Below are 15,377 nucleotides of genomic sequence, written 5' to 3' on the forward strand. Positions count from 1 at the left end.
ATGCTTTATTTTATTATACGCTGTAAATGTAAAGGTTTCCAATTGAAGGTGATAAAAAAGCAAAGGAAAAAATCCTTTGCTTAGTGTTTTTCGCGTAAGGCGAGTGGTTTATCTAAAATTTCTTTGTAAATCATCGCATTTACAAGTTGTTTTTTAGGTAAGACTGTTGTTTCTTTTTTAGTTTGCTTCGTTTTGGTTACAGCTGTCGGACGTGTTTTAGTCGCAACTGGTTGTTGGACACGTACCTGTGACGCTGGCCGTTGTTTTTGTTGCTGTGCTTGTTGCAGGCGTTGCTTTGTTTGTTCTTGTTTTGCTTTTTCTTCTGCTGTCAGCATATGCCGCTTTTGAACCGTATGTTTATTTCGTTGTTGTTTTTGTTGTTCTTCTTGATAGGCCGCCTGAAATTCATCTTTTATTTGTTGCATAAAACCTTTACTAGATGTTTTTTTGGCAGGCTGTTGACCAGCGCGGGTAATTTGTCCACTTTGACGTTGCTGTTTTTTTCGTTGCTCTTGCTTGGATTTTCTAGCTAGAGCAACCAGCAAGATAATTAAAAGTAACGGTCCGAAGCTAAAAATAAATTGAATGATTAACGCAAAGATAGCATACATAACGATCACGCTTCTTCGTCTGGTTGCTCTGCTTGTTCAGAAATTGCGGCTCTCATTTCAGTATCTGCGTTGATGTTTTGCATTTTATAGTAATCCATCACGCCTAAATTACCACTGCGTAATGCTTCTGCCATTGCCAATGGAACTTCAGCTTCGGCTTCCACAACTTTTGCACGCATTTTTTGAACTTCAGCACGCATTTCTTGTTCTTGGGCAACCGCCATTGAGCGACGTTCTTCGGCTTTAGCCTGGGCAATATTTTTATCAGCTTCTGATTGGTCAGTTTGCAATTCGGCACCGATGTTACGACCGACATCAACATCGGCAATATCAATGGATAGAATTTCAAAGGCAGTTCCAGAATCTAAGCCTTTTTTCAAAACAGTTTTAGAAATCGAATCAGGATTTTCCAATACATCTGAATGTTTGGCAGAAGACCCTACCGTTGTAACAATCCCTTCACCAACTCGGGCGATGATAGTATCTTCACCTGCACCACCGACTAGGCGTTCAATATTGGCACGAACAGTTACTTTCGCTTTTACGACAATTTCAATTCCGTTTTTGGCTACAGCTGCAATTTTTGGTGTTTCGATAACTTTTGGATTAACCGATACTTGCACGGCTTCAAATACATCGCGACCTGCCAAATCAATTGCGGCAGCTTGTTCAAATTCCAAATCGATATTGGCACGTTGCGAAGCGATTAATGCATCGATTACTCGATTGACATTACCACCTGCTAAGAAATGGGCTTCTAATTCGTTTGTGGATAAGATTAAGCCGGCTTTAGTTGCTTTGATTAGAGGTTGGATAATTTTTTGTGGATTGACTCTTCTTAAGCGCATCCCAATTAATGTTCCAATGCTCACTTTTACCCCTGAAAAATAAGCGGTAATCCATAATCCTACCGGTACAAAGCGTAAAAATAGCGCAAGGGCAAATAAAATGACCACAGCTAAAATAACTAGACCGATATAACTACTTCCAGTATCTGAAATATACATACTATTCATCACCTTTCTGTTTGTAACTTCTGACTAAAATTTTTGTTCCTTGAATTTTTTCGATGACAATGGGTGAATTTATTGAAATGAGTCCTTCTGTACTTAAAACATCGTAAGTTGGACTATCGGCTCCACCAAATGTTGCTTTGCCTGAAGGACGCAAGGGCGTCTGAGCAACACCGACTAAACCGGGTTGTAAAACAATTTTGTTTTCTTCTGCTTTTTCTTCGTTTTGCGTTTGTAAGTTGGTATTCAAAACCAGTTTATTGATTCCGGTTAATGAATATCCACGACGAACTAGATAGACAATCACAGCAGTTGAGATTACTACTGACATGCTTAAATCGCGAATAGTTTGGAAAATATCACCAATCGTATAATATAAGCCACCGATGACTAAGGCAGTACCGAGTAGGCCCACAAAGCCAAAACCGGGAATTAAGATTTCGAATACGATTAGGAGTAATCCTAGTGTAAACAGAATTAAAGGCACCCAATTTTCGATTCCAACGACATCGAAATAAAAGTAGAAACTGACAAGAGTGACAAGAGTTCCTGTTTTTGTCCACCGAGTTAAGAGGGCACAGACAATCCCGAGAAATCCAATGGCAAGTAATAAACCTTCCATAACATAACCTCCTGTATTTATTTGTGTTTCTAATTATAATGATAACATCTTATCGCAAACTTGTCATATCGAACTGTACAGGAGGAAACAAAAAAGCAAGGCAGATAAACGAGCAATCGTTTATCTGCCTTGCTTTTTAGGATAGAAAAAAACCGCTCGTAGTCGAACGGTTGGTCAATTGTGTTTAATTAAACGCGCTCAACTTTTCCAGATTTCAAAGCACGAGTTGAAACCCAAACTTTTTTAGGTTTTCCGTCGATTAATACGCGAACTTTTTGCAAGTTAGGTTTAACAGTACGTTTTGAAGCATTCATTGCGTGAGAACGGTTATTACCACTTGATGTTTTACGACCAGTAAAGTAGCAAACTTTTGCCATTGTTTATTTCCTCCTTTGCCTTGATGTTGGAGCGCTAAAAATCGGCTCATACTGTATGAATTTATCACAATTTTCATTTCTTTGCAAGTATATTTTCTTTCATTCATTGACTTTTTTGTAAGAACATTGTAAATTAAACAAGGTTATAAAGCTATTTTTTAATGGATGTATTGTCCATATCCATTTAACAGCGCTCTTCTTTTAATTGTAGGGTAGCTATGTTAGAATATTGTAGAAGAAAATAGACCAATAGTCTGTTAAGGAGGCTTTATCATGGCTGTAAAAATTAAAACGTCATCTGGAACAATTGAAATTACGAACGAGGTAATCGCAACGGTTGTCGGTGGTGCTGCAACGGATGTCTTCGGAATTGTAGGTATGGCAAGTAAAAATCAAATCAAAGATAATATCAATGAAATTTTACGTAAAGAAAATTACGCTCGAGGCGTCGTTGTACGTCAAGAAGAAAATGGCATTGCGGTTGATGTGTATACAATCGTGAGCTATGGAACAAAGATTTCAGAAGTATCACGCAATGTTCAAGAAAAAGTAAAATACAATCTCGAAACAATGTTAGGCGTTGTTGCAAATTCAGTGAACGTATTTGTTCAAGGTGTACGTGTATTGCCTGATTAGTAGGCAGACAACAAGCTGAGTATTCAGCGGTTGATCTTAAGGAGGATTTATCAGTGAAAGTAACGAATATTAGCGCAGGGCAGTTCCAAGAAATGGTTCAAGCTGGCGCCAATCGTCTACAAACAAATGCAGAATTCGTCAATTCATTAAACGTATTCCCAGTTCCCGATGGTGATACTGGTACGAATATGAACTTATCAATGACAAGTGGAGCAAAAGCTGTAGCCGATTCAACTTCTGAGAAAGTTGGAGAACTAGCGAACCATTTATCAAAAGGCTTGTTAATGGGAGCGCGTGGAAACTCTGGCGTTATCTTATCTCAATTATTCCGTGGATTTGCCAAACAAATCCCTACAGTGGATACATTGACTGCCGAAGATTTGGCAAAAGCATTTACACATGGTGTGGAGACTGCTTACAAAGCAGTTATGAAACCTGTTGAAGGAACAATTTTGACTGTTGCTCGTGTAGCAGCAGAATTTGGTGAGAAAAAAGCTGCTGAAACCGACGACTGTGTAGAAGTGATGACAGCAGTAGTAACTGGTGCAAAACGTGCCTTAGCCAAAACGCCTGATTTATTACCTGTTTTAAAAGAAGTTGGGGTTGTCGATAGTGGTGGTCAAGGACTATTGTTCATCTATGAAGGCTTTTTAAGTGTTTTAAATGGTGAATATGTTGTAGAAGAAAATTTTGTCACACCAGCTGCAATGGAAGAAATGGTCAATGCTGAGCATCACCGTAGCGTGCAAGGGCAATTATCTACTGAAGATATTACCTTTGGCTATTGTACAGAAATCATGGTGAAAATTGGTGAAGGACCAACTGTTGAAAGCGAATTTGACTATGAAACGTTCCGTAACTACTTAAATGAATTAGGTGATTCTTTATTAGTTGTCAATGATGATGAAATTATCAAAGTACACGTGCATACAGAATACCCTGGTGAAGTAATGAATTACGGTCAAAAATTTGGTTCATTAGTGAAAATAAAAGTAGACAACATGCGTCTGCAACACGAAACAATTTTAGAAAATGATGCGCCTCAAGCCAAACCACGTACGCCATATGCAATTATTGCGATTGCAGCAGGTAGTGGTGTGCAAGAATTGTTTACAAGTCTAGGTGCTTCTTATGTTATCAGCGGTGGCCAAACAATGAATCCAAGTACAGAAGATATCTTAAAAGCTATTTCTGAAGTGAATGCAGATCAAGTCATCGTATTACCAAACAATAAAAATATTTTCATGGCGGCAGATCAAGCAGCAGAAGTTGCTGAAATCCCAGTAGTCGTTGTACCATCTCGTACGATTTCTCAAGGAATGACAGCAATGTTAGCCTTTAATGATCAAGTATCCTTAGATGAAAATAAAGCAGCAATGACAGAAATGTTAGATAGCGTTGTAAGTGGTTCAATTACACATGCGATTCGTGATACTTCCATTGATGGCATCGAAATTAAAAAAGGCGACTTTTTAGGGATGATTGATGGCAAGATTGTGGTATCAAAAGATGATTCATTTACTGTTTCGATGGAAACGTTAGAAAAAATGATGAACGAAGATACAGAAATCATTACTATTATCATTGGTGAAGAAGGTTCACAAGAAGACGCTGAAAAAATGGAAAAAGCGCTGCTTGAAATCGATGGAGATTTAGAAATTGAAATTCACACTGGCGATCAACCAGTTTATCCATATTTATTCTCAGCAGAATAAACATAGTCACTTTGCGTATAATTACTTAGTGAGTGCGCAATAAACTAAAAAAAGCTTGGTCAATTCACTTTGGACCAAGCTTTTTTTAGAAGAAAGGAGGAAGTACGATGTTACAAGAATCTGTTCGCGTATTAGCTGGAGTTGGTGAAAAACGTGCACAAGATTTAGCCGATTTAGGGATTGATACGGTAGGCGATTTAATGGCGTACTATCCTTTTCGTTATGATGATATTCAAGAACGACGACTCACAGAAATTCAAGATCAAGAAAAAGTGACGATTAAAGGACTGGTTGTTTCACCACCAGTAGTTAGCCGTTTTGGCTATAAAAAAACACGGTTGCAATTTCGCATGATGCAAGATCGTGATGTGTTCAGTGTATCATTTTTTAATCAACCCTATTTAAAAGATAAAATCGTGGTGTCAGAAGATATTGCTGTTTATGGAAAATGGGATGCGAAGCGTAAAACATTAACAGGAATGAAAATTCTTGGGAGTAACAGTGAAGGAGATTTTGCGCCGATTTATCACGTGAATAAAGCCATTCGACAGACGACATTAATTGATTTAATTACCAAAGCATTTGATCAATTCGGCGAGGCTATTGAAGAAAATTTACCTGTATCTTTAATTGATAAATACCGCTTACTGTCAAAAAAGAAGCAATGTATGCAATGCACTTTCCATTAAATCCAGAACAGCATCATCAAGCAAAACGTCGCGTGGTGTTTGAAGAATTTTTCTTATTCCAAATGAAAATTCAAGGTTTGAAAAAAGCGGAAAAAGCCGAAACCAATGGCATTGCGGTTTTGTATGATATTGAGCGCTTGAAAACTTTTACGCAAGGTCTGCCATTTGAATTAACCAATGCTCAAAAACGTGTGACCAATGAAATTTGTCGTGATTTACGAAGCCCCAAACATATGCAACGTTTGCTTCAAGGAGATGTAGGAAGCGGAAAAACAGTTGTAGCGGCCATTGCTTTATATGCAACCGTCACAGCAGGTTTTCAAGGAGCATTAATGGTACCAACAGAAATTTTAGCCCAACAACATATGGAAAGCTTACAGCAGCTTTTTGACGTTGCTGAAGTCCGAGTGGCTTTATTAACGGGCTCTACCAAAACGAAAGAACGGCGAGAAATTTTAGCTGATTTAGTTAAGGGAGAAATCGACGTGATTGTAGGAACCCATGCGTTAATTCAAGAAGGGGTTGATTTTGCGAATTTGGGATTAGTCATCACAGATGAACAACATCGTTTTGGTGTGAACCAACGACGAGTTTTACGGGAAAAAGGTTTTCAACCAGATGTCTTGTTTATGACAGCAACCCCCATTCCCAGAACCTTAGCTATCACAGCTTACGGAGAAATGGACGTTTCAATTATTGATGAAATGCCAGCTGGTCGTATTCCCGTGGAAACACGTTGGATTCGTCCGCCACAATTAGACAAAGTCTTAGAATGGTCGTACCAAGAACTCAATGCCGGTCATCAAATGTATGTGATTTGTCCTTTAATTGAGGAATCTGAAATGTTAGATGTGCAAAATGCAGTGGCTATTTATGAAGAATTGCAGGAATATTTTGCGCCAAAATTTAACGTCAGTCTTTTACATGGGAAGATGAAAAATAGTGAAAAAGATGAAATTATGGAGACGTTTAAAAACAATGAAAGTCAAGTCTTGGTATCGACAACAGTTATTGAAGTCGGCGTTAACGTTCCCAATGCCACGATGATGTTAATTATCGATGCCGATCGTTTTGGGCTGGCTCAGTTGCATCAATTGCGTGGTCGTGTCGGTCGAGGAGCAGAAGCGTCTTATTGTGTTTTAGTAGCCAATCCTAAAAATGACACTGGGAAAGAACGCATGAAAATTATGACTGAAACGACAAATGGATTTGTCGTTAGCGAAAAAGATTTGGAATTACGTGGTCCAGGAGAAGTTTTCGGTTTCCGTCAATCAGGTTTACCGGAATTTGCGGCCGCCGATTTAGTAACAGATGCACACATTTTAGAAGTGGCACGTAAAGAAGCACAAGCACTCTGGAAAATGGAACAATGGGAAATTTTACCTGAGTATACAGCTCTAGCCAACTACTTAGAAAAAGAGGGCGAAAATCAATTTTTTGATTAAACAGTATGATATACTAGGTAACGAATAAAGGAAGGAGTGCTACACACATGAAAATTGCTGTTGATGCCATGGGTGGCGACAATGCCCCTCAAGCCATTGTAGAAGGTGTCATGTTAGCGAAAAAAGAATTTTCCGATATCGAGTTTTTACTTTACGGAAAAGAAGCTGAAATTAGAAAATATATAACGGATGAAACGAACATCACAATTATCCATACTGATGAAAAAATTAATAGTGACGATGAACCAGTCAAAGCGATTCGTCGTAAAAAACAAGCCTCAATGGTCTTAGCAGCTCAAGCAGTCAAAGCTGGAGAAGCAGATGCGATTTTTTCAGCAGGCAATACAGGAGCATTGTTAGCAGCCGGACTGTTTATTGTCGGACGAATCAAAGGTATTGAACGTCCTGGTTTAATGTCCACAATGCCAGTAATTGGTCAAGAAGGTGCCTTCGACATGTTAGATTTAGGTGCCAATGCTGAAAACAAAGCAGAGCATTTACTTCAATATGGTATCTTAGGTTCTTTTTATGCACAAAATGTGCGTAACATAACTAAACCACGAGTGGCTTTATTAAATAATGGGACAGAAGATACCAAAGGTAGTGAAGTGACGAAAAAAGCTTTTGAGTTGTTGAGTCACGAACCTGCGATTCATTTTGTAGGAAACGTAGAAGCTCGTGAATTGCTAAACGGCGTGGCTGATGTGGTGGTGACAGATGGTTTTACTGGAAATGCTGTGTTAAAATCAATCGAAGGAACAGCGATGAACATTATGAGTCTGTTAAAACAAGCCATTTTAGGTGCAGGCGTTAAAGGCAAATTAGGCGCTTTATTATTAAAAGATGCATTAAGCGGCTTAAAAGATGAGATGGATTATGCCAAATATGGTGGTGCCGTATTATTTGGCTTAAAAGCACCCGTTGTTAAAACGCATGGCTCTACAGGTCCTGAAGCTGTGGCAACAACCATTCGCCAAATTCATACAATGCTTGCGACAGATGTGGTGGGTAAATTAGTCCATCAATTTGAAGAAAAAGTCTCAGAATAACGCTTTTTTGTGTAATCATAATGAAATCTTTGTCATGAAAATGCAAAAAAGCTAGACAAATGCCGAAGAAAGTCGTAAAATATGGCGTAGCTCTTTTTAGACTTTGGTCAAAAGCGTGGAGGTGAATGCAATTGACGCGTGAGGAAGTATTTACAAAAGTAGCCAATGTAATCGCAAATCACTTTGAAGTGGATCCCAATCAAGTAACGGATGCCACTAGTATTAAAGATGATTTAAATGCCGATTCTATTAGTGTAATGGAATTTGTGTTAGAATTGGAAGAAGAGTTTGGTACAGAGATTTCTGATGAAGATGCAGAACAAATCCAAACAGTCGGTGCAGCAGTAGATTATATTGCAACCCATTTAGCTTAATAACTTGGTGAAGGTGATTGAATGTTCAAACATTTAATCATCTTCTTTTTGCATTTTGAGCGTTTAGGGTGCTGCTTGCAAATAAAAAATACGTTCTATATAATTACTAAGAATTTGATATGGTTGTGAAAAATAAAAGGATTTTCTTGCTAAAGGGAACATTCACTGATTTTTGATTCAATCATAATTTTTAGATGAAGAGAGGGGAAATAGCTTGTCAGAAGAGAAACAATTACTAGATGTTCACAATCTGCATACTAGTTTCCGAATCAGAGATGACTATTTTGATGCTGTAGATGATGTGTCATTTACGTTAAACCGTAACGAAATTTTAGCGATTGTAGGTGAATCTGGTTGTGGAAAAAGCACTCTAGCAACGACTATTATGGGGTTGCATGATCCGTTAAAAACAAAAATTACGGGCGACATTATTTATCAAGACTTGAATTTAGCCAATCTTAACGAAACACTTTATAACAAAATTCGTGGCAATGACATGGGCATGATTTTTCAAGACCCATTATCAGCATTAAACCCTTTAATGCGCATTGAAGACCAAATTGAAGAAGGTTTGTCTTACCATACCGCAATGAACGCTGAAGAACGTCAAGCGCGTGTATTAGAATTGTTGGGACAAGTCGGTATTCCTAATCCCAAACGAGTAAGTCGCCAATACCCGTATGAATTATCAGGAGGCATGCGCCAACGAGTGATTATTGCGATTGCCATTGCGTGTAAACCGCCAATTATTATTGCGGATGAACCAACAACTGCCTTAGATGTAACGATTCAAGCTCAAATTTTAGACGTATTGACAGATTTACAAAAAGAAACAGAAGCAGGCATTATCTTAATTACGCATGATTTAGGTGTTGTAGCTGAAATGGCTGATCGGGTAGCTGTGATGTATGGCGGGCAATTCGTTGAAGTTGCTAGCGCAGAAGAATTATTTGATAACCCGAAACATCCCTATACACGGTCATTGTTGCAATCGATCCCGCAAGAAGAAACCGAAGCTGATTTACACGTGATTGATGGCGTCGTCCCATCGTTGAAAAATATGGAACGAGTGGGCTGTCGCTTTGCTCCACGTATTCCATGGATTCCAGAAGATGCCCACGAACAAAATCCAACGTTGCATGAAGTAGCACCCGAGCATTTTGTTCGTTGTACTTGCTACCAACATTTCCATTTTAAAGACGAGGAGTCGGATATATGTCAGAATTAATTACAATCAACGATCTGAAAATTCATTATCCTATTCGCAGTGGTTTTTTTAATTTAGTAACCGACCATGTCTATGCAGTTGATGGCGTGGATTTTACGATTGAAAAAGGAAAAACGTATGGTTTAGTTGGGGAATCAGGTTCAGGGAAATCTACAATAGGGAAAGCGATTGTTGGTTTGGAAAAAGTAACCAGCGGGTCAATTATTTATGACGGACAAGATATTACAAAATCCGCTGTTCGTAAAAAGATGAATTACAATAAAGACGTGCAAATGATTTTTCAAGATTCCATGTCTAGTTTAAATCCTAAAAAACGAGTCTTAGATATTATCGCAGAACCGTTACGCAATTTTGAACGATTAAGCGACCAAGAAGAGAAAAAACGTGTGAAAGAACTGTTGGATATAGTTGGCATGCCAGAAGATGCTCTTTATAGATATCCACATGAATTTTCAGGAGGGCAACGCCAACGATTAGGAATCGCACGCGCAGTTGCATCGAATCCTAAACTAATCGTGGCGGATGAACCTGTTTCCGCCTTAGATTTATCCGTACAAGCTCAAGTCTTAAATTTTATGAAACGAATTCAAGAAGAATACAAATTAAGTTATTTATTTATTTCACACGATTTAGGGGTAGTGAAACATATGTGTGACACGATTGCAATTATGTATAAAGGACGTTTTGTTGAGATTGGAACACGGGAAGATATCTATAATCAGCCACAACACATTTACACAAAACGGTTATTGTCTGCCATTCCACAAATTGATGTTCGTAATCGCGAGATACATAAAGCACAGCGTCGTGCAGTCGAACAAGAATACCAGCTCCATCAAAAAGATTATTATGATGAAAATGGCCGGGTCTACGATTTAGTTGAGTATACACCGACTCATCAAGTCGCGTTAATTAATGGAGGTGTCAACTAATGTGGAAAACCATTTTACGTCGCTTACTTTTGATGATTCCTCAAGTCATTATTTTAAGTTTGTTAATTTTTGTATTAGCTAAAATGATGCCAGGAGATCCTTTTACCGGATTGATTGACCCATCAACTGATCCTGCGCGTTTGGAAGAATTACGTCAAGCAGCTGGTTTTTACGATCCATGGTATATTCAATACTTCCGCTGGATTAATAATGCATTACACGGCGATTTTGGGATTAGTTATATGTATAAATATGAGGTGACGACAGTTATTGGACAACGTATCGGTAATACGCTTCGTTTATCAGTGATTTCAGTGATTTTAACGTATGCACTTGCGATTCCTCTAGGATTGTATGCAGGTCGGTATCAAAATTCTTGGTTTGATAAAGCCGTTGTGGTTTATAATTTTATTAGTTTTGCCATACCGACGTTTGTGTTGGCGTTATTAATGGTCTATATTTTTGGTTTTAAATTGGGGTGGTTCCCAACAAGTGGCAGTGTTTCCATCAATGCGGTTCCGAGAACATTTGGCTATTTCATGAGTCAGCTCTACCATGTGATTTTACCAGCAATTGTTCAAGCGTTATTAGGAACGGCCGTCACAATTCAATATTTGCGTAGCGAAGTAATTGATGCGAAGCAGATGGATTATGTGCGGACAGCCCATTCGAAAGGCGTACCCACTGGGAAAGTCTTTAATCACCATATTTTTCGTAATGCGTCGTTACCAATTATCTCGACTTTAGGTTATGAAATCACAGGTTTGATTGCTGGTTCAGTGATGATTGAACAAATTTTTAGTTATCCAGGAATCGGGAATTTATTTATTTCTAGTATTAATCAACGTGATTATTCAGTCATTACTGCCTTAATCTTATTGTTTGGATTAGCAACGTTAATTGGCACGTTGTTATCAGATATTATCATGAGTATTGTCGATCCACGAATACGAGTACAATAAAATGGGAGGAAAGTCACGTATGTCAATAGAACAAACAGAGCAACAAGAAGCAGTGTCTATTCCGCCCATGGGAATCCGGATGATTGCTCGAGAATTTAAAAAAGATCAATTGGCGATGTTTTCGTTAACAGTACTCATTATCATTTTATTATTTGCCTTCATTGGTGCAATGATTTTAGATCAAAATGTTATAACCAAAATTAATATTTTAGATCGTTTTGCCCGCCCAGGAGATAGTTCAATGACAGGACACAAATATTTTTTGGGGACAGATGAAGGGGGTCGTGATATATTTGGTTTATTAGTTTTTGGTGCACGTAATTCCATCTTCATTGGATTTTCGATTACAATCATTACCTCGATTATCGGTGTGTTTGTCGGTTTGATTGCCGGTTATTACGGTGGAATTATCGATAGTATCATTATGCGAATTGTCGACTTTATTATGATTTTACCAATTATGTTAATTATCATTGTGTTAGTGACAATTGTACCTCGTTACAATGCGTTAACGCTGGTTTGGATTATGTCGGCCTTTTATTGGGTCGGTAAAGCACGATTGTTTCGTGCAAAAACGCTATCTGAATCAAGACGAGACTATATTAGTGCATCAAAAACATTAGGATCATCTGATTTTAAAATTATTTTCCGTGAATTATTGCCCAATGTCAGTTCGTTAATTATCACGAATTTAACGATGAATTTTGCAGCAAATATCGGAATTGAAACAAGTTTAACGTTCTTAGGCTTTGGCTTACCATCAAAAACACCAAGTTTGGGGACTTTAACGGCATATGCGAATAACTCAGAAACCTTGGCAAATCGTCCATGGATTTGGGTGCCAGCCTCACTCTTAATCCTGGTATTAATGCTAAGTATCAACTATGTCGGTCAAGCATTGAAACGCTCTGCAGATGCTCGTCAGCGTTTAGGCTAAAATAAGGAGGACACATAAATGAAGAAAAAAATAGTGATTGGTTTAATCACAGTAGCTGGTTTTTCCCTGACACTGGCTGCTTGTAGCAATAAAATTGATGAAACGCAACCTACAGAAGAAAAGAAAGAACATAAATTTTCACCTGCTGTCAAAAACAAAGGAGAAGCGATTGCAGGGCAAACATTAGAAATCGCACAAGTTTCTTCAAATGATTTTACAGGGATTTTTTCAAGAACATTTGCGACAAATACCTTGGATTCAAGTTTCTTTGAACCAGCCGATGAGCCATTGTTTACTTATGACGAAGATTTACGTGTACGTGATGGCGCAGCTGCCATAAAATTTGATGAAAAGCAAAAACAAGTTCGTTTAACCTTACGAGACAATTTAAAATGGAATGACGGCGAAGATGTGACTGCCGATGACATTATCTTTACCTATGAAGTCATTGCTGACAAAGATTACGATGGTGTGCGTTATAACAACAATATTCGTAATATCGTAGGCATTGAAGAATTCCATGACGGCAAAGCAGAGACTATTTCAGGAATTGAAAAAATCAATGACAAAGAAGTCGTGATTACGTACAAAGAATTTACTCCTTCCATGCTACAAGGTGGCGGTAGTGTATGGAGTTCAGTGATGCCAAAACATGTATTTGAAGATATTCCCGTAAAAGACATGGAAGCATCCGATGCTGTTCGTAAAAATCCAGTGACGTTTGGTCCTTATTATGTGAGCAAAGTTATTCCGGGTGAATCTGTAGAATTTTTACCAAATAAATATTATTATGGTGAACAACCAAAATTAGATAAAATTGTCATGAAAAAAGTACCCACCGCTTCTGCCACCGCTTCGATTGCTGCAAAAGAATACGATATTTATGTGGGGATGCAAACAGCTGAATATACTTCTTGGCAAAATTCAGAAGGCTATGACATTTTAGGACAACAACAAACCTCTTATAGCTACATTGGCTTTAAGCTAGGTTATTGGGATGCGGAAGCGTCTAAAAATAAATATAATCCCGAAGCTAAAATGGCAAACAAAGAACTGCGACAGGCGATTGGTTATGCGATTGATAATGAAACCATTGCAACTCAGCTGTACAATGGTCTGCAAGTTCGTGCAAATTCATTAATCGTTCCAGCATTTACTTCGTTGCATGACGATACTTTTGAAGGATTTACGTACAATCCAGAAAAAGCGAATGAACTATTGGATCAAGCGGGATATAAAGATATCAATGATGATGGTATTCGTGAAGATCCAGAAGGTAACCCATTTAAAATTAATTTTGCTTTCCGTGACGGTGGGGATACTGCGCAAGCATTAGCTGAATATTATATCCAACAATGGTCAGAAGTTGGTTTGGACGTGGAATTAACCTCAGGGCGTTTAATTGAAGTGAACTCGTTTTATGAAATGTTAGAAAACGATGATCCGAAAATTGATATGTACCAAGCAGGTTGGTCAACAGGATTCGATCCAAATCCAACTGGTTTATACAGTGAAAACGGCGCATTCAACTATACCCGCTTTGTCTCAGAAAAAAATGAAGAATTGTTAAATGCACTTTCAAGCACAGAAGCCCTTGATCCAGCTAAAGCTAAACAACTTTATAGCGATTGGCAAGCCTATGTTTTTGATGAAGCATACGTTATTCCAACAACCTACGCGTATGAAGTCGTTCCGGTATCTGAACGGGTGACAGGTTATGACATTTCTCGTGACTTAGATCATTACGTTTATGCTGATTTAGGCGTGACAGCTGAAAAACGATAAATCAATCTGTGGGAATTAGTAGTGAATGAAACACCTCTGTTGCATGCAACAGAGGTGTTTTTATATGGAAGCAAGCGAGGGTGATTCACAACAAGATTGAATTTATTTTGTTGGGCGTTGACTTCCTCTATTATAGGGAGATGCTAGTAATCAAAGGACGGTGCTTGTGAGTCATCGCTTTTATGATAAAGCACTAAATTTTCCCAAAGTTTTCTACTTGATTGTACGTCAATCGTTTCCTAATTAGGGAAAAAACAGTATAATGAAACAGTGTGAATAAAAAGAATAAAGGAATGGAACGAATGGATAATCAGTTAATCAACGAACTAAAAGAAAAGTTTAACATTGTGTTTCGGGATGTTAGTTTACTGGAACAGGCATTTACCCATTCATCTTATGTGAATGAGCACCGTAATTTACAACTATCCGATAATGAACGCTTGGAATTTTTAGGCGATGCCGTCTTAGAATTACTGGTTTCACGCTTTTTGTACAATCAATTTCCAACTGTACCAGAAGGGCGATTAACCAAACTACGTGCAGCAATTGTCCGAGAAGATAGTTTAGCTAAATTTGCTAAGGAATGTCATTTTGACCGCTATATTCGTCTTGGTAAAGGAGAAGAAAATTCTGGTGGACGCAAGCGTCCGTCACTGTTATGTGATTTGTTTGAATCATTTTTAGGCGCATTGTATTTAGATCAAGGATTAAAAGCAGTGCATGAATTTTTAGGCAAAATTGTGTTTCCTAAAGTAAAAGCAGGTGCTTTTTCACATGAGATGGATCATAAGACCCGTTTGCAAGAAGTCTTACAACGTTCAGGTGATGTTTTAATCGACTATCGACTTGTTAAAGAAGAAGGTCCAGCACATGAACGTTTGTTTTGGACAGAAGTTTTTTGTGATGGTCAATTGATTGGTAAAGGTCACGGAAAATCAAAAAAATTAGCAGAACAAGATGCAGCGGCCAATGCGCTAACGCATTTAGAAGAATGAGTGAGGA

At 38.2% G+C, this 15,377-nt stretch carries 14 protein-coding genes and 1 pseudogene; 11 read left to right on the forward strand and 4 right to left on the reverse strand.

Annotation, left to right across the window (positions count from 1 at the left end; all coding sequences use genetic code 11):
* Window positions 1–80: 80 nt before the first annotated feature.
* The 4 genes from DOK78_RS03710 to rpmB all read right to left on the reverse strand — a co-directional run bounded on the left by DOK78_RS03710 (window position 81) and on the right by rpmB (window position 2,623).
* Window positions 81–611 carry a hypothetical protein gene (locus DOK78_RS03710; protein WP_243430710.1) on the reverse strand — a complete coding sequence of 177 codons (531 nt, stop codon included), beginning with the start codon at window positions 609–611 and terminating at the stop codon, window positions 81–83.
* A gap of 5 nt (window positions 612–616) precedes the next feature.
* Window positions 617–1,618, reverse strand: a complete 1,002-nt coding sequence (floA, locus tag DOK78_RS03715; RefSeq protein ID WP_243430709.1) for a flotillin-like protein FloA — start codon at window positions 1,616–1,618, stop codon at window positions 617–619.
* A 1-nt stretch (window position 1,619) separates the two neighbouring features.
* A complete protein-coding gene (locus DOK78_RS03720; protein ID WP_207942188.1) occupies window positions 1,620–2,246 on the reverse strand; it encodes a hydrolase in 627 nt (208 codons plus the stop codon).
* Window positions 2,247–2,434: 188 nt separating this feature from the next.
* The gene (rpmB, locus tag DOK78_RS03725; protein WP_016176256.1) at window positions 2,435–2,623 is read right to left on the reverse strand and encodes a 50S ribosomal protein L28; all 189 of its coding nucleotides are present in this window, start codon (window positions 2,621–2,623) and stop codon (window positions 2,435–2,437) included.
* A gap of 273 nt (window positions 2,624–2,896) precedes the next feature.
* Between rpmB and DOK78_RS03730 the strand changes: the two genes are divergently transcribed.
* The 11 genes and pseudogenes from DOK78_RS03730 to rnc all read left to right on the forward strand — a co-directional run bounded on the left by DOK78_RS03730 (window position 2,897) and on the right by rnc (window position 15,370).
* On the forward strand, window positions 2,897–3,259 hold the full coding sequence (locus tag DOK78_RS03730) for an Asp23/Gls24 family envelope stress response protein (RefSeq protein WP_016176255.1): 363 nt from the start codon (window positions 2,897–2,899) through the stop codon (window positions 3,257–3,259).
* A 53-nt stretch (window positions 3,260–3,312) separates the two neighbouring features.
* Entirely contained in the window at window positions 3,313–4,974 is a 1,662-nt protein-coding gene (locus DOK78_RS03735; RefSeq protein WP_207942187.1) for a DAK2 domain-containing protein, read from the forward strand.
* Between the two features lie 107 nt (window positions 4,975–5,081).
* Window positions 5,082–7,108: pseudogene (gene recG, locus DOK78_RS03740) on the forward strand (ATP-dependent DNA helicase RecG).
* A 47-nt stretch (window positions 7,109–7,155) separates the two neighbouring features.
* Window positions 7,156–8,157, forward strand: coding sequence for a phosphate acyltransferase PlsX (gene plsX, locus DOK78_RS03745; RefSeq protein ID WP_207942185.1), 1,002 nt, complete (start codon window positions 7,156–7,158; stop codon window positions 8,155–8,157).
* A gap of 131 nt (window positions 8,158–8,288) precedes the next feature.
* Window positions 8,289–8,531 (forward strand): acyl carrier protein, encoded by a 243-nt coding sequence (gene acpP, locus DOK78_RS03750; protein WP_016176251.1) that lies wholly within the window; start codon window positions 8,289–8,291, stop codon window positions 8,529–8,531.
* 214 nt (window positions 8,532–8,745) lie between these two features.
* Complete coding sequence (locus DOK78_RS03755; RefSeq protein ID WP_207942184.1) at window positions 8,746–9,759, forward strand: ABC transporter ATP-binding protein; 1,014 nt, start codon at window positions 8,746–8,748, stop codon at window positions 9,757–9,759.
* On the forward strand, window positions 9,747–10,691 hold the full coding sequence (locus DOK78_RS03760) for an ABC transporter ATP-binding protein (protein WP_207942183.1): 945 nt from the start codon (window positions 9,747–9,749) through the stop codon (window positions 10,689–10,691). The genes DOK78_RS03755 and DOK78_RS03760 overlap by 13 nt, the downstream gene beginning before the upstream one ends.
* Window positions 10,691–11,653, forward strand: a complete 963-nt coding sequence (gene opp4B / locus DOK78_RS03765) for an oligopeptide ABC transporter permease (protein ID WP_207942182.1) — start codon at window positions 10,691–10,693, stop codon at window positions 11,651–11,653. Before DOK78_RS03760 ends, opp4B begins: the two co-directional genes overlap by 1 nt.
* A 19-nt stretch (window positions 11,654–11,672) precedes the next feature.
* Complete coding sequence (locus DOK78_RS03770) at window positions 11,673–12,590, forward strand: ABC transporter permease (protein ID WP_207942181.1); 918 nt, start codon at window positions 11,673–11,675, stop codon at window positions 12,588–12,590.
* Window positions 12,591–12,608: 18 nt separating this feature from the next.
* On the forward strand, window positions 12,609–14,375 hold the full coding sequence (locus DOK78_RS03775; RefSeq protein WP_207942180.1) for an oligopeptide ABC transporter substrate-binding protein: 1,767 nt from the start codon (window positions 12,609–12,611) through the stop codon (window positions 14,373–14,375).
* A 302-nt stretch (window positions 14,376–14,677) separates the two neighbouring features.
* Window positions 14,678–15,370 carry a ribonuclease III gene (gene rnc, locus DOK78_RS03780; protein WP_207942179.1) on the forward strand — a complete coding sequence of 231 codons (693 nt, stop codon included), beginning with the start codon at window positions 14,678–14,680 and terminating at the stop codon, window positions 15,368–15,370.
* Window positions 15,371–15,377: the final 7 nt, after the last annotated feature.

It is taken from the genome of Enterococcus sp. DIV2402 (genome assembly GCF_017426705.2).
Taxonomy (GTDB): Bacteria; Bacillota; Bacilli; order Lactobacillales; family Enterococcaceae; genus Enterococcus_F; species Enterococcus_F lowellii.

Bases quoted from the DNA above. Each gene is read 5' to 3' on its own strand.
- rnc (WP_207942179.1), top strand. From the start codon at position 14,678: ATGGATAATCAGTTAATCAACGAACTAAAAGAAAAGTTTAACATTGTG.
- plsX (WP_207942185.1), top strand. From the start codon at position 7,156: ATGAAAATTGCTGTTGATGCCATGGGTGGCGACAATGCCCCTCAAGCC.
- opp4B (WP_207942182.1), top strand. From the start codon at position 10,691: ATGTGGAAAACCATTTTACGTCGCTTACTTTTGATGATTCCTCAAGTC.
- DOK78_RS03730 (WP_016176255.1), top strand. From the start codon at position 2,897: ATGGCTGTAAAAATTAAAACGTCATCTGGAACAATTGAAATTACGAAC.
- DOK78_RS03720 (WP_207942188.1), bottom strand. From the start codon at position 2,246: ATGGAAGGTTTATTACTTGCCATTGGATTTCTCGGGATTGTCTGTGCC.
- rpmB (WP_016176256.1), bottom strand. From the start codon at position 2,623: ATGGCAAAAGTTTGCTACTTTACTGGTCGTAAAACATCAAGTGGTAAT.
- DOK78_RS03775 (WP_207942180.1), top strand. From the start codon at position 12,609: ATGAAGAAAAAAATAGTGATTGGTTTAATCACAGTAGCTGGTTTTTCC.
- DOK78_RS03760 (WP_207942183.1), top strand. From the start codon at position 9,747: ATGTCAGAATTAATTACAATCAACGATCTGAAAATTCATTATCCTATT.
- DOK78_RS03770 (WP_207942181.1), top strand. From the start codon at position 11,673: ATGTCAATAGAACAAACAGAGCAACAAGAAGCAGTGTCTATTCCGCCC.
- DOK78_RS03710 (WP_243430710.1), bottom strand. From the start codon at position 611: ATGTATGCTATCTTTGCGTTAATCATTCAATTTATTTTTAGCTTCGGA.
- floA (WP_243430709.1), bottom strand. From the start codon at position 1,618: ATGTATATTTCAGATACTGGAAGTAGTTATATCGGTCTAGTTATTTTA.